General features: G+C 63.8%; 13 protein-coding genes. 5 read left to right on the plus strand and 8 right to left on the minus strand.

Annotated features, from left to right (window positions below; genetic code table 11):
• Positions 1-109 precede the first annotated feature (109 nt).
• From IRZ77_RS01640 to IRZ77_RS01650, 3 genes are all read left to right on the plus strand, one after another.
• Positions 110-811 carry a response regulator transcription factor gene (locus tag IRZ77_RS01640; protein ID WP_108481235.1) on the plus strand — a complete coding sequence of 234 codons (702 nt, stop codon included), beginning with the start codon at positions 110-112 and terminating at the stop codon, positions 809-811.
• A gap of 6 nt (positions 812-817) precedes the next feature.
• Positions 818-2,116 carry an ATP-binding protein gene (locus IRZ77_RS01645; RefSeq protein ID WP_196172749.1) on the plus strand — a complete coding sequence of 433 codons (1,299 nt, stop codon included), beginning with the start codon at positions 818-820 and terminating at the stop codon, positions 2,114-2,116.
• Between the two features lie 185 nt (positions 2,117-2,301).
• The gene (locus IRZ77_RS01650) at positions 2,302-3,591 is read left to right on the plus strand and encodes an NHL repeat-containing protein (protein ID WP_196172751.1); all 1,290 of its coding nucleotides are present in this window, start codon (positions 2,302-2,304) and stop codon (positions 3,589-3,591) included.
• A gap of 39 nt (positions 3,592-3,630) precedes the next feature.
• Here IRZ77_RS01650 and IRZ77_RS01655 read toward each other — a convergent pair whose 3' ends face one another.
• The 4 genes from IRZ77_RS01655 to nfrB all read right to left on the minus strand — a co-directional run bounded on the left by IRZ77_RS01655 (position 3,631) and on the right by nfrB (position 10,866).
• The gene (locus tag IRZ77_RS01655) at positions 3,631-4,710 is read right to left on the minus strand and encodes a GGDEF domain-containing protein (RefSeq protein WP_108481238.1); all 1,080 of its coding nucleotides are present in this window, start codon (positions 4,708-4,710) and stop codon (positions 3,631-3,633) included.
• A 140-nt stretch (positions 4,711-4,850) separates the two neighbouring features.
• Positions 4,851-5,690 (minus strand): DUF4434 family protein, encoded by an 840-nt coding sequence (locus IRZ77_RS01660; RefSeq protein ID WP_108481239.1) that lies wholly within the window; start codon positions 5,688-5,690, stop codon positions 4,851-4,853.
• Entirely contained in the window at positions 5,690-8,695 is a 3,006-nt protein-coding gene (locus IRZ77_RS01665; protein WP_196172753.1) for a phage receptor, read from the minus strand. The genes IRZ77_RS01660 and IRZ77_RS01665 overlap by 1 nt, the downstream gene beginning before the upstream one ends.
• Positions 8,692-10,866: a cyclic di-3',5'-guanylate-activated glycosyltransferase NfrB gene (nfrB, locus tag IRZ77_RS01670; protein WP_153670859.1), complete on the minus strand. Its 2,175-nt coding sequence runs from the start codon at positions 10,864-10,866 to the stop codon at positions 8,692-8,694. The genes IRZ77_RS01665 and nfrB overlap by 4 nt, the downstream gene beginning before the upstream one ends.
• A gap of 193 nt (positions 10,867-11,059) precedes the next feature.
• Here nfrB and IRZ77_RS01675 point away from each other — a divergent pair, with 193 nt between their 5' ends.
• Positions 11,060-11,491 carry a PACE efflux transporter gene (locus IRZ77_RS01675; protein WP_003259966.1) on the plus strand — a complete coding sequence of 144 codons (432 nt, stop codon included), beginning with the start codon at positions 11,060-11,062 and terminating at the stop codon, positions 11,489-11,491.
• Between the two features lie 181 nt (positions 11,492-11,672).
• Entirely contained in the window at positions 11,673-13,232 is a 1,560-nt protein-coding gene (ilvA, locus tag IRZ77_RS01680) for a threonine ammonia-lyase, biosynthetic (RefSeq protein ID WP_196172754.1), read from the plus strand.
• 177 nt (positions 13,233-13,409) lie between these two features.
• Here the strand turns inward: ilvA and IRZ77_RS01685 are convergent, their stop codons facing one another.
• The 4 genes from IRZ77_RS01685 to IRZ77_RS01700 all read right to left on the minus strand — a co-directional run bounded on the left by IRZ77_RS01685 (position 13,410) and on the right by IRZ77_RS01700 (position 20,827).
• On the minus strand, positions 13,410-14,591 hold the full coding sequence (locus tag IRZ77_RS01685) for a hypothetical protein (protein WP_196172755.1): 1,182 nt from the start codon (positions 14,589-14,591) through the stop codon (positions 13,410-13,412).
• A gap of 63 nt (positions 14,592-14,654) precedes the next feature.
• The gene (locus IRZ77_RS01690) at positions 14,655-15,122 is read right to left on the minus strand and encodes a VOC family protein (RefSeq protein WP_046614324.1); all 468 of its coding nucleotides are present in this window, start codon (positions 15,120-15,122) and stop codon (positions 14,655-14,657) included.
• Between the two features lie 109 nt (positions 15,123-15,231).
• The gene (locus IRZ77_RS01695; RefSeq protein WP_025339338.1) at positions 15,232-16,851 is read right to left on the minus strand and encodes an NADP-dependent glyceraldehyde-3-phosphate dehydrogenase; all 1,620 of its coding nucleotides are present in this window, start codon (positions 16,849-16,851) and stop codon (positions 15,232-15,234) included.
• A gap of 148 nt (positions 16,852-16,999) precedes the next feature.
• Complete coding sequence (locus IRZ77_RS01700; RefSeq protein WP_196172756.1) at positions 17,000-20,827, minus strand: leucine-rich repeat domain-containing protein; 3,828 nt, start codon at positions 20,825-20,827, stop codon at positions 17,000-17,002.
• Positions 20,828-20,915: the final 88 nt, after the last annotated feature.

A 20,915-nucleotide genomic window follows, 5' to 3' on the forward strand; every position in this document is an offset into this window, starting at 1 on the left:
CTCCCACAGGGACTGCACAGCTTTCAAGTGCTGTTGGGTCCCTGTGGGAGCGGGCAAGCCCGCGAAGAGGCCGGTGAGGTCTTACCCCAACCCAGATTCCCAAGCGCCTATGCCGAATATTTTCCTGGTCGAAGACGACAGCGCCCTGTCCGAGCTGATCGCCAGCTACCTGCAACGCAACGACTTCCATGTCCAGGTGATCGCCCGTGGCGATCAGGTGCTGGACGAGTACCGCCGGCAAAAGCCCGACCTGGTCATCCTCGACCTGATGCTGCCGGGCATCGATGGCCTGCAGCTGTGCCGCCTGCTGCGCCAGGAGTCCCAGGGCCTGCCGATCCTGATGCTGACCGCCCGCGACGACAGCCACGACCAGGTCCTGGGCCTGGAAATGGGCGCCGACGACTACGTGACCAAACCCTGCGAGCCGCGTGTGCTGCTGGCCCGGGTGCGTACCTTGCTGCGCCGCAGCAGCGTCAATGAGCCGCGGCTGGACAACGACCTGATCCTGATCGGTGGCCTGCGCATCGACCTGGCCGAGCGCACCGTGAGCTGGCGCGGCGAAGAGGTGGAGCTGTCAAGCGGCGAGTACAACCTGCTGGTGGTACTGGCGCGCAATGCCGGCGAAGTGCTGAACCGCGACCGCATCCTGCAGCAACTGCGGGGTATCGAGTTCAACGGCACCGACCGCTCGGTGGACGTGGCCATTTCCAAGCTGCGACGCAAATTCGACGATAACGCCGGCGAAGCGCGCAAGATCAAGACCGTATGGGGCAAGGGCTACCTGTTCAGCCGTGTCGAATGGGAGTGCTGACTGCCCATGCTGAAGATTCTGGTGCGGTTGTACCTGGTGATCATCGTTGCCTACGCCGGTGCGCTGTTGTTCATTCCCGACACCATCGTCGGCCTGTTCCAGGACCGCTTCATGGCCTACAACCTGGACCAGGCCAAGGGCGTTCAATCGCTGATCGTGCGCCAGTTCCGCCAGGCCCCGCGCGAGCAGTGGCCAGCGGTGGAGCAGGAGCTGGCCAGTGATTTCGCACCGCTGGAGCTGCAGTTGCTGCGCATGGACCAGGCTGACCTGAGCGTGGACGAGCAGGCGCGCCTGGAGCATGGCCTGTACGCCGTGCGTATCGCCGAATGGGGCTATTACGAGACCGTGCTGGTGCCGCTGGACAAGGAATGGCTGGTGCGCCTGCACTCACCGCCAGACCCGCTGGACATCAATGTGCTGTCGTGGGGCGTGACCGTACTGATCGGTGCAGCCATGCTCGGTTGCCTGCTGCTGTGGGTATGGCCGCACTGGCGCGACCTGGAACGCCTCAAGGAAACCGCCCGACGCCTGGGCCAGGGGCAGATGGCCGAGCGTACGCATATCTCGCCGCACTCCAACATCGGTGAGCTGGCCGGTGTGTTCGACACCATGGCCAGTGACCTGGAGCGCCACGTCAACCAGCAGCGCGAGCTGCTCAATGCGGTGTCGCACGAGTTGCGCACGCCGCTTACCCGGCTGGATTTCGGCCTGGTGCTGCTGTTCGACGAAGTGCCGCCGGCCAGCCGCAAGCGCTTGCTGGAACTGGTGGGGCATGTGCGTGAACTGGATGAGCTGGTGCTGGAGCTGTTGTCCTACAGCCGGCTGTACAACGCCGACCAGGCCCGCGAGCGGGTCGAGGTGTCGTTGCTGGAGCTGGTCGACAGCGTGCTGGGTGGTTTTGCCGAGGAGCTCGATGCTCGGCACATCCAGTGGGAGGTGCAGGCCGAGGACAAGCTGCCACGCTTCGTGCTGGACCCACGACTGACCGCCCGAGCCGTACAGAACCTGGTGCGTAACGCCATGCGCTATTGCGATCAAAGCCTGTTGCTGCGGTTGCGTCTGGAGGCGGATGGAGCCTGCCTGTTGACGGTCGAGGATGACGGAATTGGTATTCCTGCCGAGGAGCGTGAGCGGATCTTCCAGCCGTTCTACCGCCTGGACCGCAGCCGTGACCGCAATACCGGTGGTTTCGGTCTGGGCCTTGCGATCAGCCGTCGAGCTATCGAGGGGCAGGGGGGTACCTTGACAGTCGGTCAATCGACCTTGGGGGGCGCATCGTTCAGGATTCGCTTGCCTGTGGTATGACGACGGTGGAAAACATGAATACTTATAAAGATTAAACTCTCTGGGTTACAGTGGATTTGAGAGTTCCTACATGTAAGTGGGTGTAAGTTTTTTCAACTTTGGACCTGGGTTTATTTTCATTGCGCCCAAATTGTTGGGTAGTAATATTTTGTCGCTATCGCATGGCTGGACATACAGAACTGCAAATGGAATCAATTCATTTCCAAGTTCTCTTTGTGAGTCAGATCATGACGTTAGATAATAGTGCTGCAAGAAGTTGCAAAATTGACAAAGCTTTCGGTGACCAAGGCAAGGTTGAAATTGTATTTCCCGGTGGTGTGGAGAGCGGCGTGCATGGGCTGGCAATCAGTCAATCCAGGCTGATCGTTGTCGCACAGTACCGGGTTGGTGGTCGGCCCTATGTTGGGTTGGCTGGTCTGACAGCTGAAGGACAGCTGGATGTTAGCTTCGGCGACGGTGGTTTCATCATGGCACCCTTCGGCCAGGGGGTGAGTGCGGTGCCGGTCGAGGTGGTTGCCTGTGCAGATGATGGTTTCATCGTGTTGGCCGAGGATCGCTCCCAGGCCGTGAATCATCCGCTGCTGGCGCGTTACAAGCATGATGGCTCCCTGGATACCTGCTTCGGCGAAGGCGGCATCGTCAGGCTCAAGCTGAAGGGCCCGACTGCGTATGACGAACCGTATGGGCTTATCCAGCAGCAGGACGGCAAAATACTGATCGCCGTAACGCGATTCGACGAGCAGGCGGAAAGTTGTGGCCTGCTGGTACGCGTCACTGCGTGTGGCGCTTTGGACGATTGTTTCCATGATGGCGGCGTGTGGCAATTGCCGCTACGCGATGAGCCCCACGTTTGGCTGGAGGGTGTCACCGAACTGGCAGATGGACGAATTGTCGCCTGGGGCGCGACCGACGGTGAGGGGTTGGTTGTGCGCATGGGCCGTGACGGCATGCTGGATCCAACTTTTGGTACAGGCGGGATCAGCAGGGTAACGGCTCCACGAGGCAAGAACAGGGTAGGCGTCGAGTTTTATGACGTGATCGAGCGTGTGAACGGAAGCTTGATCCTGTGTGGCTCCACCGACCGATTGCCCTATGCCGCTGTAACGGGCCACATGAACGCTGATGGCGGGCTCGACCCGGCCTTCAATGGCGGTGAGGTGCATCTGACCCCGGCCGCTTCTGGCGCGCGTTGGGTGCACTGCCAGCCAGGGGGCGAAAGCGGTAGCGTGGCCGCCGGCCTGACGGGCATTCCCTATGATGCGAAGGAAACCGAGTTTTTCGTAGGGCGGTTCCAGGCAGACGGTGTACTCGATCCGAAATTCGGTGACGGTGGCCTCAAACGCACCAACATCGAGGCTGGTGCCGATGTGGCCCGCTGTGCGTTGGCCCCTGACTCACAACGTCTGATCCTGGGCGGTACCGCCAATACCGATCACGCCGTTGGCAAGTCGTATCTGGTCTGTTATTTCGTCTAAGCGATTCGGGTATGGCGTGCAATGCGCCATGCCGTTTCATCAAAGCGCCGGTTGCCACAGCACGAACCGGTCCTTGCCATTGTGCTTGGCCGCGTACAAAGCCTGGTCCGCTCGGACCAGCGCTGCTGTCAAGGTATCGCCACGGTCTACCCGGACCAGGCCGATGCTGATGGTCACCGGATGATCGGCATGGTCCTCGCGCACCCTGCTGCACAGTCCGCAGACCTGCTCGACAGCGCTTTGCTCGTCCAGGCCGTGGAACAGTATCGCGAACTCCTCACCGCCCAGCCGGGCAAACTCGTAACCGGTCATGCTCGCCTTGATATGCGTGGCCACGCGTTTGAGCACTTCATCGCCTACATCATGGCCGAAGCGGTCATTCACCCGTTTGAAGTTGTCGATGTCGATCATCGCCAGGTACTGCCCGGGCGTTGCCAGATGCAACTGGCGTTCAGCCTGGGTCATGAACGAACGGCGGTTGGGGATTTCAGTCAGGGCATCGACATAGGCCTGGTCCAGCAGCACCTTGGACAGGTAGAAGTTGTGCAGCTTGGCCTTGCGCATCTGCAGGTAGCTGTAGATGACCAGACCGCTGAGGAACACCGCATAGCTGATCAGCATGGCGCCTTCGAGTTCGTCCGGCCCGATGCGGGTGTGGTAGAACGGGTTGAGCACCACCCAGGTGATGGCCATGGCGCAGAAGAACGACCAGCGCCGCACCGGTAGCACCGACACGGCGTACAGCACGGTGGACACCCCGAGCACCAGCCACACCGGGCGCAGGGCCAACGGGATGCCTTCGATCACCAGGCGCATGCCCAGGGTGATGGAGGCGATGAACAGCAGGTTGAGCACATCGAAATGATGGCTGCGACGGGTGAACCGCAGTACCACGGTGAGGCTGCCGAGCAGGGTGATGAACAGGCAGGAAAGCCAGGTGAAACCCTGGCCACCGAGGAAGCTGACGATCAGGTCGAAGACCAGCCAGATCAGGATGCTGACGCAGAACACCAGCAGGCAGAACGGGCGCATGGCCTCGAATTCGTGCTGGCGGAATTCGGCGCGCAGGGCGGCGGGGGCGACCTGTTTGCGAACGTGGGCTTCGATGGTCTTGAACATCGGTGGGCTCCTCGGAGTACTGCTTTACCAGGCCTGGCCCTTTCGCGGGTAAACCCGCTCCCACAGGTCTCCCACAGCACTGAAATCTGTGCCGTCCCTGTGGGAGCGGGTTTACCCGCGAAGAGGCCAGGCCTGGAGACTCAATTGGTGGGCAGAACATCCCGGGCCCATGGCCGGTAACGCAGGTCGAACACCGCCTCGGCATGGCACCCGCCGCCCATCTTCGGCTGGGCAGGCTCAGCCCGAAACGCCTGCCCTGGCGCGCTCACCTGGCGGAACGCCTCGCGCACCACGCCCACCCGGCACGGCAAGGCCTGCTCGTAACCCTGGCGTACCAACGCGGGCAAGCGCCCGGTCCCGGCGCCATCCTGCCACCACACAGTCAAGCCCAACCCGGCCAGTTGATCCAGCCATTCGGCATTGACCCGCGGTGAGAGTTTGCCGGCGCTGAAAGCGCTGATATGCAAGGGCTTGTCCAGCTGCCGGTTGAAGGCCTGCAACTGGCTGTACAGGGCACCGCGGCGCTCGGCCTCGCGAAAATGATGGTCGTCCAGCTCCATGGGCAGGTACCAGCCATCCACCGGCAACTGCCACGTCTGGCGCAGTTGCTGGTACTGGCTGAGCGAGCGCCCCAGTTGCGCCTTCCAGTAACTGTTCAGGCCTTCACCGTCCAGTTCGTCGAGGCGTTGGTAATAGGCCGGGTCCATGTACAGCCCCAGCACCAGTTGCAGGCCTTGGGCGCGCGCGCTGCGCAGGCTGTCGGCCAGCCAGCCCTGGGCACCACCGAAATCGCTGTCGCCATAGGCGCTCCATTGCACGATCAGGGTCTTGCCGCCCTGGGCCACGGTGGCGTGCCACAGTTGCTGCCACTGGGCGGGTGTGACATTGGCGTCGCGGTTGAGGGGTTGGTAGAACAGGCGCTGGTCGGCGCTGGCCGGCAGGCACAGGGCAAGCAGGCAGAGGGCCAGGAACGTACGCATCAGAAGGTCATCTCCGCACCGAGCAGCACGCCGTTGGCGCGCTCGTATAGATTGCCGCCCAGCGATTGCTGGTACTCGGCACGCACTTTCAGCGTACCGCGGTAGGCGTTGTAGCGGTCGTCATCGAACCACCATTGCCAGCGCACGCCAACCCCGGCCCGGGCGTCCTGGCGCCAGTCGTTGCTCGGGTCCTGGCTGGAAAACTCGACAAAGCCATAGGGCATGATGGTTTGCGGCGAGCTGCCCGGCAGTTTCCAGGCATGGCCCTGCTGGTAGCGCGACAGCCAGGCGTGGTCGCCGGCGCGGGTCCACCAGGCAGCGTCGAGGTAGAGGAAGCGCTCGTTCCAGTCGTCTTCATCGACCCGCCAGTCGTTGCGCCAGTCACCCTGGTCGAGGAACGATGCGGTGGCACGCAACAGCAGGTCGTTGCTCGATTCGGCGTGGTGACGCAGATCGCCCCAGTTGCCACTGACCTTGGCCGGGCTCAGCAGTTGGCCCAGGCTCAGCCCACGGTAGTGCTCTTCGTCGATCTGACGCTGGTGGTACAGCTCGGCATACAGGTTGAGGTTGGCCTGGCCGAATGGCTTGTAGCGCAGGCCGACGCCGGTACCCATGCTTTGTGCGTAGTCGGTGCGGCTTTGCCCACCGAACAGTACCCGGCCATACACCGACAGGGTGCTGCCGTTGCGGCTGGGCTCTTCGCCCAGAGCGTGGTCCCACATGGCCAGTTGTACGTTCTGCGATTGCGCGCGGCGCGAAGTACCGCTGCGCTGGCCATTGTCGAGGAACTTGTCGTTGGTCGAGGTGCCGGCCGGCGACCAGGTGCTGGCCAGGGTGATGGTGTCGCGCCGGGACAGGCTTTCGTGGGCGCGGCGCTGGCGGTACTTGCGGGCTTCCAGGCTACCGTATTCGTCGTCGCCGTCGACCAGGTCCTGCTCCACATCGAGGATGCGGCGCAGTTCACGGCGTGCCGAAGCGCTGTCTTCGGTTTCGTCGTAGCGCAAGGCCAGCGTCTCGCCAAGGCGATAGTCCTCGGGGAAGTCCTGGGTAGCGCGCTCCAGGTAGGGGATCGACTGGCGGCGCTGGGCCTTGTCCATCGAGCCGGCCAGGCGCATGCCGTAGTCGGCGCGGTAGCGTGGCTGGTCGGGGGCCAGGCGCACCGCTTCGGCCAGCCAGGCGCTGCTCTGGGCACTGTCGCCAGCCAGTTGTGCAGTGCTGGAGGCGGCGTAGTAATGGTCGGCCCGCGGGTTGTGCGCCAGGGCCTGACGCTGGAAGCCCAGCGCTGCCTGGTAATCGCCTTGGCGCTGGGCGATGGCGGCACCCAGGGCCCAGTCGTCGGCGCTATCGTGCGCGGCGGCGTCCCAATAGCGCCGGGCCGCTTGTGCGTCGCCAGCGTTCAGCGCGCCACGGGCGGCGGTGAGGCGAGCGTTGTCGGTCCAGGCGCTGTCCGGCTGGGTGCGCCAGATGGGCAGGGCCGCTTCGGAGTCGCCAGCGGCTTCCAGGGCATAGGCCAGGGGCAAGCGACTCCCGCTGTCGCCCAGGCGCTCGGCGGCCTGGTAGTAGACCACCGCTTCGCCGGGCTGGTCGGGCATGGCGCAGCGGCCCAGGGCGCGGTACTGGCCTGGCTCGCTCGGGGTGGCCGGTACGGCCCGGCGCACGGCATCGCACTGGCCAGCCTCGGCCAGGCGGCCGAGCAGCTGGGCCCGGGTACTGGCGTCGACTCGAGGGATCAGGCCGAGCATTCGGCGGCTGTCCAGCGGCCCATCATTGCGCGCATACAGGTTGCCCAGGCGCTGCAGCAGCGACGGTGCAAGGCGGCCTTGGTGGCGGTCGTAGGCTTGCTCCAGCAGTTGCCGGGCGTGTTCACCGTGGCCCTGTTGCATCAGCAGGAAGGTGGCTTGCTCCAGTGCGGCCATATCGCCGCTCTGTCGATAGCGCTGCTCCCATTCGGCGGCGGTGCGTGGTTGTGGGGGCTGAGGCGGATCGCCGTACAGGCGTTGCTTGAGCACGGCGTAGGCCCTGGGGTCGGTGCTGGCGTTACAGCCCTTGAGCTGCTCGCGCGCCAGCTCCGGGTTGCGGCGCGACAGCCAGTCGACGGTTTCCAGGCAGGGCCGTTGCAGTTCGTTGCTCAGGCGCTGTACCAGTGGTGCGTCGTCACCTTCGCGGGCCAGCTCCCACAGCTGCTGGCGCTGCTCGGGCTGATTCAGCTGCGCGGCGGGCAGTGCCTGCAGCCAACGCTGGGCCTGCTGGTTCTGGCCGACAGCGATGGCACGGTTGGCCATGGCCAGGCGGGCCTGGTTGGCTGCTTCGGGGGAGGGGGCGCTGGACAGCAGTGCGTTCAGCCCTTTTTCATCCACCTGCTGGATATAGGCATTGGCCAGGCGCTGCCAGTCCTGTGCGGGCAATTGGCCTTGTTCGGCCAGCGGCTGCAGCTGTTCGATGGTTTCTTTCCAGTCGCGCAGCTGTTCGGCGAAGTTGGCCCGGGCAAGGCGCAGCACCTGGCCGTCCCTCTGTGGCGGCAATTGATTGAGCCAGTCCAGCGCCCTGGCGGCGCCACCGAATTTGGCCAGGCTCAGGCTGTAGGCCTGCCACAGGCGCACCCGGGTGGTGCCATCGCTGGTGGCCAGCCATTGTTCCACCTGGCTGGCTGGCGGCGGGTCTTGTTCGATCCAGGTCAGGCGCAGTTCAAGCAGGGCATTGGCGTATTCGGGGCTGCCGTCCAACTGTTCGGCCAGGGCTTCGGCCTCCTTGTAGCGGCGCTGGTGCGCCAGGGCCTCCACCAGCAGCGCACGGGCTTCGTCGTTGTTCGGCACCCGGCCCAGCACGTGGCGGGTCAGGCGTTCCACCTCGGCCCAGTTGTCCTTTTTCGCTTCGCGGTAGCTGCGCTCCATGAACGGGTAGCTGGTAAACCGCTGGAAGTCGGTCATCGGCGTGGAAGCGGCGCAGGGCAGGGCGGTGGAGCACAGCAACAAGCCAGTGAAGGTGAGGGAAAAACGCGGCTTCATGCCACCTCCCGGGTCAGGTCAAAGGCGGCCTGCTGTTCGCTGGCCTGTTCGATCAGGGCCTGCTGCAGCACCTGCTCGGTGATGATGCCGCGGGCGATCAGGTGCTCGCCGAGGCTCTGGTGTTCCGGGTCGAAGTCGATCAGCGCCTGGTTGAACAGGGTGACCGGGACCATGCCGCGCACCTGCAGCAGGGCGCCCAACATCACCTGGTGGTGGCTGACTTGTTCCAGCAGCACTTCGTCGTCCTGGTGGCGCTCGAGGATGGCGAGCATCTCGCGGGTTTCCGGCTTCTGCCAGGGGCTTGGATAGTGGTAGCGCAGGCCCAGGGTCACCCGGCCCTGGGGCGCCAGGCGGGCGCTGACCGGCCGCTTCAGGTGGCGGCTGATCACCCCCAGCGACACCTGGCTCACCGGGCTTTCGCTGGCCAGCACCAGCGTGTCGCCGTCTTCGGCCACTGGCAGCACGCCATAGTGCGTCGCCAGTTTGCGCGGCAGTTTGGCGATCAGCTGCGGGTCGAGCTTGAACGGGTTAAGCGGTGCCCAGGGCAGGTCCATCTGCTCGGCCAGGGTGGCGACCAGCTGTTCGCTGTTCAGCCAGCCGCGCAGCAGCAGCTCGCGGCCCAGGCGACGGCGTACCGGGCTGGTGATCGCCTGTTGTAGTTGCTCGTCGCTGATCAGGCCCTTGGCCACCAGGCGCTGGCCCAGCGGCGTGCGGGCGGGGGCGGCGATGGCGGGGAATTCGTGGGTGGTCTTGTCCCAGGCCACGCGCCGCGAGTCACCCATTTCCATCACCTGGCGCAGGGCACGCAGGTTGGCGAAGAAGTTGACGAAGTTGCTCCACATCATCCGCGGTGCCGACAGAAGCCCTTCGCCGATGCCGTAGAAGCGGGTGACGAACCAGGCACGCTGGAACAGGCGGTTGAACAGCATCAGCCCGTTCAGCCACAGCAAGGTGGTCAGCAGCCAGCTGTCGCTGAGGATCGACATGAAGCGCCACGACTCCGGCGCAATCACCGTGACCAGCCACATGGCCAGCAACACCAGCAGCAACAGGTTGACCAGGAAACTCAGCAGGTAGGCGAACAGGCCGCGGCGGTCACGCCAGAGGAAGTAGTTGAGCGCGCCCTTGCGGCTCCAACCAAGGTTGCTGGTGCCCTGGAACACGATACCGACGATCCACCGCGACTTCTGCCGGATGGCATGCTGCCAGTCGCGCGGGAAATGTTCGCGCACGCAGATCACCTGGGAGAATTCGCGGCTCATGCCCGGGCGCCATTCCTGCTTCAGGGTAAGCGCCGGGTCGGTGATGGAGTAGCGGGCGAAAATGCACTTCATGCCCTTTTGCTTCAGGCGGAAACCGATATCGTAGTCTTCGGTGAGGCTCTGTACGTCGAAGGCGATGCCGTCGCCGTCCTCGAGCAGCGCACTGATGGCGCGGCGGCTGAAGCAGGTGCCGACCCCGGCGCTGGGCACCTGGCCGGTCAGGGCCTCGCGCACGATCACGTCCTTGCCGTGGTTTTCGGCGAACTCGTCGACATAGTGGCCGGCGGTGAAGCCTTTCCATTCCGGTGCGTAGGGGTACACCGGGATCTGGATCATGTCCTTGTTCGGTAGCAGGTAGTTGAACAGGCGCAGCTCCATGGGCGAGATCACGTCTTCGGCGTCGTGCAGGATGAAGCCGGCGAACTGGATACCGGCGTCCTGCTGGAAGCGCAGCAGCGCGTCGATGATGTTGTTCAGGCAGTCGGCCTTGCTGGTGGGGCCGGGGCGGGCGCAGACCACCTTGTGCACGTTGGGGTAGTGCAGGCACACCGCGTCGACGTCGGCCTGGGTCTGCGGGTCGTTGGGGTAGGTACCGACGAAGATCTGATAGTTCTCATAGTCGATGGTCGAGGCAGCCAGGCGCGCCATCTCACCGACCACGCCCACTTCGTTCCAGGCGGGGACCATGATGGCCAGGGGCTTCTCCGGTACCTCGTACAGGCGTTTTTCGTCGGCTTTTTCGTATTTGTCATAGATGCGAAAGCGCCGGATCAGCTTGCGGCCCCAGTAGCAAAGGTCGATGAACAGGTCATCCAGGCCCAGCAGGAACATCAGCGTGGCCAGGACGATCGCGAGTATCTTCAGGCCGAACAGCACATAGGTGAGAAAATCGATGAATGCCAGGCTCATGTGCCGGTCACCGGCAGGAAGGGGTGGGCCATCGTCTATATCCTCGTTCGATTCCCTGGACGAAGTTGTACGACTTGTCGCCGTTTGCACTGGATAGATACAAGCAGCCGAACGCGGGGTTGTCCAAATTTCAGGCTTTTTCTTGTGGGCCACTTCTTGTAGCTTTGCAGGTCGTTTACCCAGGGAGCTGAACATGCAAGGCAAGGCACGCAAGATCGTCCAGGCCATACTTTACGAAGCCATCGCCGTCGCCTGTGTGGCGCCCGCGCTGGAACTGGCGTTCGGTGCCGGCATGGCGCAGTCGACCGTGCTGTCGGTGCTGATGTCGGGTATCGCGATGAGCTGGAACATGGCCTACAACTGGGTGTTCGAGCGCTGGGAGGCGCGCCAGCACCGCCGGGAGCGCACTTTCCTGCGGCGCCTGCTGCATGCGCTGGGCTTCGAGGGCGGGCTGGTGCTCATCCTGCTGCCGCTGGTGGCGTACTGGCTGGATGTCAGCCTGTGGGCGGCGTTGCTGACCAACCTTGCGTTGTTCGTGTTCTTCTTCGTCTACGCGTTTGTCTTCCAGTGGGGCTTCGACAAGGTGTTCGATGTGCCGCTTTCGGCGCAGCAGGCGAAGTGTTGACTTTGTGCCGCACTACCGGCTAAGTTCCTACCCCATGAATACTTTCCTGCACATCAACGCCATTATTATTGCCGCCATTATCAGCTTGGCGGGCTAGCGCGTACGTGCACCGAACCCGCCCTGGAGGCGGGTTTCTTCTCTCTGACTCCTGGGCAACGTGAACACAGCCAAGGAGTCACCGATGACCAGCTTCGTCAGCCCTCGATCTACCGTCACCCCCCAGCAACTGCTGTCGGAGCAGGTGCGACGCATTCTTGCCGCCCCGGTGTACGACCTGGCCATTGAAACACCCTTGCAAGCTGCGCCTGCGTTGTCTGCCAGCCTGGGCAACCAGGTGTTGCTCAAGCGGGAAGACCTGCAGCCTACCTTCTCGTTCAAGATCCGCGGTGCGTACACCCGCCTGTCACGGCTGAGTACGGTGCAGCGCGAGCGCGGGGTGATCACCGCCTCCGCGGGCAACCATGCCCAGGGTGTGGCCCTGGCGGCATCGCACCTGGGCATGAAGGCCACCATCGTCATGCCTACCACCACGCCATCGCTGAAGGTGGAGGGGGTGCGTTCGCGCGGTGGCCATGTAGTGCTGCAAGGCGAGAGCTTCCCCCATGCCTTGGCCCACGCTCTGAAACTGGCCGACAGCGAGGGTGCCACCTTCGTGCCACCGTTTGACGACCCGGATGTGATCGCCGGGCAGGGTACCGTGGCCATGGAGATCCTGCGCCAGCGCCCGGGTGCGCTGGACGCCATCTTCGTGCCGGTGGGTGGCGGTGGGCTGATTGCAGGCATTGCCGCCTATGTGAAGTACCTGCGCCCCGAGGTGAAGGTAATCGGCGTCGAGCCGGAGGATTCCAACTGCCTGCAGGCTGCCATGGCGGCCGGTGAGCGGGTGATCCTGCCGCAGGTCGGCACCTTCGCCGATGGTGTGGCAGTGGCGCAGATCGGCGCCCATTGCTTCGAGCTATGCCGGCACTTCGTTGACGAAGTGGTGACCGTGAGCAGTGACGAGCTCTGCGCGGCGATCAAGGACATCTATGACGATACCCGCTCGATCACCGAGCCGTCTGGCGCGCTGGCCGTGGCCGGGATCAAGAAGTACGTGGCGCGCAATGGCGTACAGGGGCAGACCCTGGTGGCGATCGACTCCGGTGCCAACGTCAATTTCGACCGCCTGCGCCATGTGGCCGAGCGTGCCGAACTGGGCGAGCAGCGCGAGGCGATCATCGCTGTCACCATTCCGGAACAACCGGGCAGCTTCCGCGCCTTCTGCCAGGCCCTGGGCAAGCGGCAGATCACCGAGTTCAACTACCGCTACTACCCCGGCAAGGAGGCGCGGCTGTTCGTGGGTGTGCAGACACACCCGCTGCACGACCCGCGCGACCAGTTGCTGGCCAGCCTGCGCGAGCAGGGCTACAGCGTACTGGACCTGACCGACAACGAACTGGCCAAGCTGCATGTGCGCCATACCGTTGGCGGCCATACCGCGCCCGGGGCTGACGAGCGGGTGCTGCGCTTCGAATTCCCCGAGCGCCCAGGGGCCTTGCTGGGCTTTCTGGAGCGGCTTGGCAAGCGTTGGAACATCAGCCTGTTCCATTACCGCAACCATGGTGCGGCAGAGGCCCGGGTATTTGCGGCGCTGGAAGTACCGGGGGATGAGTTGGCGGGGTTGCCGTTGGCGCTGGATGAGATGGGGTACCGGTACTGGGATGAGACCGACAACCCGGCGTACAAGCTGTTCCTGGGTTGATACGCAAACTCATGATTAGGCCGCTCTCGTAGAACTGCACAAACTCATTGAATTGGCAGGGACCCTGTGGGAGCGGCTTTAGCCGCGAACACCGGCGCAGCCGGTGCCATCACAGCGTTGGCTTCTTCGCGGCTAAAGCCGCTCCCACAAGATTTTGTGTGTGCCGGCAAAGAGTGCTCAGCGCTCGCGCATGAAGAAGCCCGCTACGAACTTGCGGAAGGTTTCCAGGCTCTTGAAGTCGGCGTAGCGCTTGAAGTTCTCGGTATCTGGCTCGGGCCCGATGGGCTGCTCCAGCAACGATACCGACAATACTCGGTCCTGGTCCGAGGTCATTACCAGTTCATCCATCACCTGGCCGCCGATCACCGGGCGGCGCATCTGTACTTTCACACCCTTGCCAGCCATCCAGTCGACCAGCGATACCAGGGCCTTGAGCGGCTCGCGTTCTTCGTCGCGATACACCGGGAACAGGTGGGCGCGGGACAGCACCGGTACGCTGGCCACATGGATCAGCTCGTAGAAATGGCTGCCGGCACTGGTCGGCGAGTACAGCGCCAAGGCCAGCAACGGCCCGGCGGTGCGGTTGCCGCCCCAGTACAGGTGGTGCCCCTGGAAGTCGAAGCCGTCTTCACTGCGGTTGTTGAACAGCTTGCGGCCTTTGATCTGGTCCACGCAGTCCAGCAGCAGGCCGTGCCGGCGGTGGTTTCCGAACACCGTGGCTTCGCGCAGACGGGACTTGAGCATCATCATGTGCTTCATGTCCAGGCGGGTTTCCAGGTAGTTGCTGGCGGGCACCCGTTCCAGCAGCGGGTAGCGGCTGGCAACGCTGCGCAATTCGGCAAACTGCCCGGTCAGGTCCTTTTTCAGGTGCGTGGCATACAGGTTCAGGCCGCTGGTCTCGATCCAGGTCAGCAGCAGTGACAGCAGGCGCTGTTGTTCGCGCCGTTCGCTGCCATCGCTGCCGCCACTGGTGGTGCCGCTGCGGAAGTCGCCGATCAGGCGCAACGGTGTGTCGGGCGGCAGCCAGGCAGCGGGTGGCGCGGGGTCGTTTTCGCGCTCGGCCGCCTCTCGCTCGTCCTTGGTGAACGGGCAGCCGGGCGCGTGTTCGGCGGTACCCGGGTTGTTCTTGAGAAACAGCGTACCGGTGCTGCCGTTGAGGGTGACGTTGAGTACCGGCAGGGCATCGTTGCGGCAGTCGCAGGCCAGCCACTGATTGGCGTTGCGCACCTTCATCAGCAACTGGTTGGCCTGCAGCAGGCGCGGGCCGGTGAGGCTGCCGGTGGCAAAGCCGACCAGCAGTTCCTCTTCTGCGGGGGTCAGGCTACGGACCTGTGCGGCGGTTTTGTCGATGATTCGCATGAAGCAGCTCCCAGCTACGAGCTCCAAGCTTCAAGCAAAGTCGCGCCGCTTTCAACTTGCCGCTCAGTTGCCACCGAACATCTTCGCCGCGCGGGCGCGAATTTCGTCGGGGGTCAGGTCCTCCTTGTGGGTCGAAACGAACCAGATGTTGCCGAACGGGTCTTTCAGGGAGCCGCTGCGGTCGCCATAGAATTGGTCCGTCACCGCATGCAACTGGGTAGCGCCGGCCGCAAGGGCCTGGGCGTAGACCTTGTCGCAGTCTTCGACATACAGGTGCAGGCCCACGCCTGCGCCGCTGAGTTTCTGGCTGGCTGTGAGGCCGCCTTCCATGTCGCACGGGTCGCCCAGCATCAGCGACGAATCGCCGATTTTCAGTTCGGCATGGCCAACGCGGCCGCCAGGGGCATCGAGGCGGAACATTTCCACCGCGCCAAAGGCCTTCTTGTAGAACTCGATGGCCGTGGCGGCGTCATTGATGGCCAGGTAGGGCGTGATGCTGTGCTGGCCTTCGGGAATGGGTTTGGCTGCCATGTTCGACTCTCCTTGAAAGTGGGCGCCGGTGGCGCCCTGTTGCTTAGAGTCGTTTGCGCGGATGGAAAATCGACAGGGGTGATAGACCGATTTTCTATAAGCGCGCCGATCAGAAGATGTAGTCGGTGGTCAGGAAGCTCGACTGCCGGTTGCGGATGATCTCGCTGATCAGTTCCTTGTTGGCCTCCTGGAAGCGCGTCGCGACCAAGGTGCGGATCGAGAACACACGCAGGGCATCGTGTACCGACAGGGTGCCTTCGGCGCTATTCTTGCGGCCATTGAACGGGTAGGTGTCAGGGCCGCGCTGGCATTGCGCGTTGATATTGATGCGCCCGACCTGGTTGGCGAAGATGTCGACCAGACTGCCGATGGTCGCCGGGTCATTGCCGAACAGGCTCAGTTGCTGGCCGTAGTCGGAGTCCAGCACATAGTCGATCACCGTTTGCAGGTCGCGATAGGGCACCACCGGCACCAGCGGGCCGAACTGCTCCTCGTGGTACACGCGCATGTCGCTCTTCACCGGGTACAGCACGGCAGGGTAGAAGAACGAGCCACGGCTGTGCCCGCCGCCTTCGTTGAGCACGCGTGCGCCCTTGGCGGTGGCATCGGCGACCAAGCCGTCAAGGTAGTCGACCTTGCCGGGCTCGGGCAGCGGTGTCAGCGCCACGCCAGGCTCCCAAGGCATGCCGGGCTTGAGCGCGGCCAACTTGCGCTGGAACTTGTCGAGGAAGGCGTCGACCACGTCCTCATGGACGAACAGGATCTTCAGTGCCGTGCACCGTTGGCCATTGAACGACAGCGCACCGGTGACTGCTTCTTCGACGGCGTTGTCGAGGTCCACCTGGGGCAGCACGATGCCCGGGTTCTTGGCATCCAGCCCCAGCGCGGCGCGCAGCCGGTGCGGGCGCGGGTGCAGTTTCTTCAGGTCGCTGGCGGCCTTGTGCGTGCCGATGAAGGCGAATACATCGACCTTGCCGCTGGCCATCAGCGCGCTCACCGTTTCCCGGCCACGGCCGTAGATGACGTTGATCACCCCCGGCGGGAAGCTGTCACGGAAGGCTTCGAGCAATGGCCTGATCAGCAGCACGCCGAATTTGGCCGGTTTGAACACCACGGTGTTGCCCATGATCAGCGCCGGGATCAAGGTGGTGAAGGTTTCGTTCAACGGGTAGTTGTATGGCCCCATGCACAGGGCCACGCCCAGTGGTGCACGGCGGATCTGCCCCAGCGTGCCCTGTTCAAGTTCGAAGCGGCTGGAACGACGGTCGAGGTCCTTGAGGGCGTTGATGGTGTCGACGATGTAGTCGCAGGTGCGGTCGAATTCCTTTTCCGAATCCTTGAGGTTCTTGCCGATCTCCCACATCAGCAGCTTGACCACGGCCTGGCGCTGTTCACGCATGCGCGCCAGGAAGGTCTCGACGTGCTGGATGCGCTCGGCCACGCGCATGTTCGGCCAGGCGCCACGGCCTTTGTCATAGGCCTGTACGGCGGCATCCAGGGCGGTGAGCGCGGTGTCGGCATCGAGCAGCGGAGCGCTGCCCAGCACCACCTGATGCTCATCGTTGCCTTCCTTGAGCCAGACCGGGCTGCGCACCGTGGCAAGGGGGCCGTCCCAACGCCTGAGCTCGCCGTTCACCAGGTAGTCGCGTTGTTCCAGGGGAGCTTCCAGGCGCCAGGTTTCCGGGATGTTCTCGGCGCTGGGGAAGAGTGAATCGAGCAGACGGTCCATGGGTACTGCACCTCACATTGCTGGGCGGGTTTCGAGCCGGGGTGAAACGCTTCAGCCAGGAGCATGCACCGGCCACCGGAAAAACACCAGTCTGGCTTAACATGGCCACGAATGCCTGCCTGTTGTGCAGGCAGGCTCCCAGGGGCTGTCAAAGCGGAAGGTTGAACAGGTCATACGGTGGGTGCGTCAACCATTGCTGACGCAGGACGGGGTCTGCATCGATCAGCGCCAGGCGCCGCCAGAATTCTGTACGGGCATATCGAGGGCGGGACAGGAACGGTTCCAGGTCCAGCAAAGCCCTGAGGTCGCGCCGATACTGCAGCGGTAAACGCTGCCACAGGGCCATTTCGGCCGGGCCGGCCTGTTCGAAAAATTCCTGATAGTCACTTGCGCATACCATCAGGTCCACCTGATGCGCAGCGTTGTAAGCTTCGATCTGTGCAACCACGGGGGCGCCCAGCCATTCGCTTTCCAGGCGCAGTGCCTCTGCGACTGGCCTTGGCAAGTTGAAACCGTCTGGTAGCCGCAGCAGCTGGTTGTCGGCAACATCCACGATGATGGGCTCGACCATCTGGTCCAGGCCTTGCGGCAATTCGCTGAGCGCACAGTCGTTCAGGAACAACGTCCTCAGGTTGGCCAGCCCACGCAGATCTGGGGCCTGCAGCAGCGGGTTGCCCGAGAGGTCCAGCACTACAAGTCCGGCGCAGCGGTTCAGTGCCTGTTGGGCCTGAGTACTCCAGGTAATGCGGTTGCCTTCCAGATCCAGCCAGGCGAGGTGCTCAGGGCTACCCAGACGGGGTACGGTATCGAACCGGCAGTCGGTCAGCAGCAGGCGGTTGAGATTGGGAAAGCGCTCTTGGAACCCGGCTGGCAACTGGCTGAGCGAACGGTTGTAGCTGAGTGACAGGTGCTGCACATGGGTGAAGTCGTCGGGCAAGGCCAGGCTGGCCAGGTCCTGGTTGACCAGCTCCAGGCCGGACAGGTCCAGGCTGTGCAGGCGGCCACCCCCTTCAAGCGCTACGGTCGACAGCCGCCGCCAGGCGTTGATGATGGGGCGGATGGCCAGGTGCCGCTGGTGAGGGCGTTGCGGATCGGGCCGAGCCCATTCATGCAGGTCGTGGCGCAAAGTATCCAGACGCTGTTGCAGGTCGTGCAGCCGTTGTGTGGGCGAGCGAATGTCATCGATGTACGGGCTGTCCTCGTCATTGCCGAGCCAGTTTTCGAACTCCCAGTCGGTGGCGTTGGGGAACAAGCGCCGATAGGCCCCGGCCAGCGAGCCTGCCAGGCGTGGCTGAGGCGGTTCGGGGTCAAGCGGGCGACCGCCGCGCAAGCTGACCATGGGCTTGCGCAGCAAAGCGCGATGCCCCCAGAGGCGTTGGGCCAGTGTCTGTCTGTGCATTTCGACCCAACCCAGTACGCGCTGGCGTAGCGAGCTGCCATCGGCCGTCGGGATACCCAGCGTATCGCGATGCGAGCCTGGCAGTGCCTGCTCGATGGCACGGCAGAGGTCCGGATCACACAGCCCAGGCGCAGGGCGCTCGCCCCGGTCGACTTCATAGCCTTCGGCCAATTTGATCACGCGGCGCAGGGTGCTGGCCTGCCCGCTGCCGACCTGCTCCAGCAAGGGGCCTTCAGGGCTTGCGCCGCGCAGCTCCAGGCGCAGGTCCGCGGGCCAGTCGGGCATGGCATCCAGGGCGCTGAACAGCAGGCGTTCGCTGTCGCTGCTGGCCCGGGCAGGCTGAAGCACACCCTCCAGGGCGCGTACCAGGGGCAGCTCGCTGTGCACCTGTTCCAGTGCCTGGCGAAGCTGAATGGGTAGCAGGCCCTGCTGTTCCCAGGCGAGCGATTCAGCCTCGCCCAGCGGCGCCAGCAAACGCGTGGCCAGGGCAGGTGAAAGCCGCGGATAGGCAGCGAGCAGTTTCTGCGTTGAAGGGGTAGTGGGCACGCTGCCGTTGTAGAGGTGCTCGAACAGGCCGGGCGGGGCCCTGTCAGCCAACGCCTCGACCTCGGCTTGTGCCGCAATGCGTTGCAGGGCATCGAGCAACAGTGGGGGCGTTGCTCGGCCTTCCAGGTGCACCCGGCGCAAGTAGTCGGCGTCGATGCCGCAGAGGCGGCCGGCCTGCGTAAGCTGTTCTGGCGTGAACGCGGTATATGCCTGGCCAAGACGGCGTGCCAGCTGCGCGAATGGCCACTGGCCGGGCTGTTCATGCTGGCCGCGCCAGGCACCTTGGGCATTGTGCGTCAGCGGGGGCTGCCAGGCATCGGGCGTGTTGGGGTGAATGACCCGCCATTGCTGCAGGTCGTGATCGAAGCGTTGTTCGAAGAGTTGACCGTCCATGCGGATGAAATGCCGGCCCTCGTAAAGGTACTGGCCAAGCGCATTGGGTTGCAGGGTTTCGGGTAGTGTCACGGCACTGCGGTAGGGGGTGAGGTCTTCATTCCAGAGCCGGTAGCGCCCGTCATTGCCACGTACTTGTTGCAGGCTTTCCATCAACGGGCTGTTGAACAGCTTGGGCACGACCTTGCCCGCTGCCACAAACCCTCCGATCAGGGCCAGGTTCAGGCCGACCGCCTCCAGGTGGCGCAGCGCCAGGTGGCGGTCGCCTTCATGCCAGGCCTGGTAGCCCTCGAAGGCCTCGCCGAGCAGTTGGCAGGCAGTGACGGCCAGCATCAGGGTGCCTGCACCCGGAACGAAGAACGCGGCAATACCGAGTGCATCCAGGCCAAGGCTTTCCCATTCCTCCAGGCGCCTGGTTCGCGCGTTGGCATCGGCCATGGCTGTCGGAACCGCCAGCAGGCTGGCTTCGTGCTTGAGGCGGGCCAGGTGCAGGTCCTGGTAGTGGCCGAAAGGCTCGGCTGTGATGGCCATGCGTGTGGGGCGCAGGTCCGCTTGCCCAGCGCGCTGCCAAGGGCGGTCAAAGGCCGTGTTGCCCGCGGCGTCGAGGTTCTGCTGCAACAGGTCGAAAAAGTGCGTGCGTTGGTCCTGCCTGATGTAGGCCGTGAAAGCCTGGCGGGCATCGGGCTCCAGCAGCAAGGTCGCCAGCGTGTCGTGTACCGCGTTCAGGTTGCTGCATTGACGCAGGGCCGGGTCATGGCCGGGCAGGTAAAGCGCCAGCCCCGCGCTGCCGGCATCGATCAGCATGACCTCGTGCAGAGGCGTGCCGAACAGCGACAGTTGCCAGCACCTGACGGCGCCACCCTGCAACAGCTGTTCGATCTGATCGCGCGTGCTGCCGTCGAGCAGGTGGCGCAGATAGGCAAGGTCGGCTGCCAGGCGCAGGCGGCCTTTCTGTACCCTGATGGCCAAGGCTCGGGTGGCGGGCTGGGCAAGGTGTTGTTCCAGGTGTGCCTGGTAAGCCTTACCCAGGTCCAGGTCACGGCACAGTATGGCGAAAGCGGCCGGCTCCAGTGGCAGCCGCTCTACCTGGTAGTGTTCCGACTTCAATGGAAAGTGCGCCAGGGGGGCTTGCATGCCCAAGGGAGTGGAGCCTTGTACCAGGATCGGTGTCACCTGAATGTCTTCGTTCAGGGCAATGGCGCTTTCAGCAGTGAACACCTCGTCGCTGGCGAAGTTTTGCAGGGCGGCCTGTAGCAGGTTGTCGCGACGATGGCGGTAAAGATAGCGCAGGGCGGCCCATTGCCAGCTGCGCTCGACCCGCAGCAGTTGGCTATTGCGCAGCGGCGCGTGAAAGCCGTGTTCGGCAAGACGCCGTTGCAGCAATGGCTCGGCGAATTCAGTGATCTGTTTCAGGCCTTTGAGCGAGCCGGCCAATGCCGCTTGCGCCTGCGTCAGGCGCGCCTGGCTGGCATGCACTGTTTCACGCAGGTCGGGGGCGGCATTGGCGAACCAGGCCTGTGCCTGCCAAGGGGCGGTCTGGGTTCGCTTCAACGCGGCCCATTGATTGGGCGTTACCTGGCCTGCCCAGTGCGGCAGCTGCGCCTCGAGCAAGGCTTGATGAGGGTTGATGGCTGGCATGTCGATGCTCCTTTCATGCAAAGAGGGGCATCAAACGTTATTTCTCGAAGGCCAAGTGGTAATGGGATAACGCGGGTTGGATAGATGA

The organism is Pseudomonas pudica (assembly GCF_015680405.1).
Lineage (GTDB): Bacteria > Pseudomonadota > Gammaproteobacteria > Pseudomonadales > Pseudomonadaceae > Aquipseudomonas > Aquipseudomonas pudica.

Bases quoted from the DNA above. Each gene is read 5' to 3' on its own strand.
- IRZ77_RS01650 (WP_196172751.1), top strand. From the start codon at position 2,302: ATGGAATCAATTCATTTCCAAGTTCTCTTTGTGAGTCAGATCATGACG.
- IRZ77_RS01675 (WP_003259966.1), top strand. From the start codon at position 11,060: ATGCAAGGCAAGGCACGCAAGATCGTCCAGGCCATACTTTACGAAGCC.
- nfrB (WP_153670859.1), bottom strand. From the start codon at position 10,866: ATGAGCCTGGCATTCATCGATTTTCTCACCTATGTGCTGTTCGGCCTG.
- IRZ77_RS01640 (WP_108481235.1), top strand. From the start codon at position 110: ATGCCGAATATTTTCCTGGTCGAAGACGACAGCGCCCTGTCCGAGCTG.
- IRZ77_RS01655 (WP_108481238.1), bottom strand. From the start codon at position 4,710: ATGTTCAAGACCATCGAAGCCCACGTTCGCAAACAGGTCGCCCCCGCC.
- IRZ77_RS01665 (WP_196172753.1), bottom strand. From the start codon at position 8,695: ATGAAGCCGCGTTTTTCCCTCACCTTCACTGGCTTGTTGCTGTGCTCC.
- IRZ77_RS01700 (WP_196172756.1), bottom strand. From the start codon at position 20,827: ATGCCAGCCATCAACCCTCATCAAGCCTTGCTCGAGGCGCAGCTGCCG.
- IRZ77_RS01690 (WP_046614324.1), bottom strand. From the start codon at position 15,122: ATGGCAGCCAAACCCATTCCCGAAGGCCAGCACAGCATCACGCCCTAC.
- IRZ77_RS01695 (WP_025339338.1), bottom strand. From the start codon at position 16,851: ATGGACCGTCTGCTCGATTCACTCTTCCCCAGCGCCGAGAACATCCCG.
- ilvA (WP_196172754.1), top strand. From the start codon at position 11,673: ATGACCAGCTTCGTCAGCCCTCGATCTACCGTCACCCCCCAGCAACTG.
- IRZ77_RS01685 (WP_196172755.1), bottom strand. From the start codon at position 14,591: ATGCGAATCATCGACAAAACCGCCGCACAGGTCCGTAGCCTGACCCCC.
- IRZ77_RS01645 (WP_196172749.1), top strand. From the start codon at position 818: ATGCTGAAGATTCTGGTGCGGTTGTACCTGGTGATCATCGTTGCCTAC.
- IRZ77_RS01660 (WP_108481239.1), bottom strand. From the start codon at position 5,690: ATGCGTACGTTCCTGGCCCTCTGCCTGCTTGCCCTGTGCCTGCCGGCC.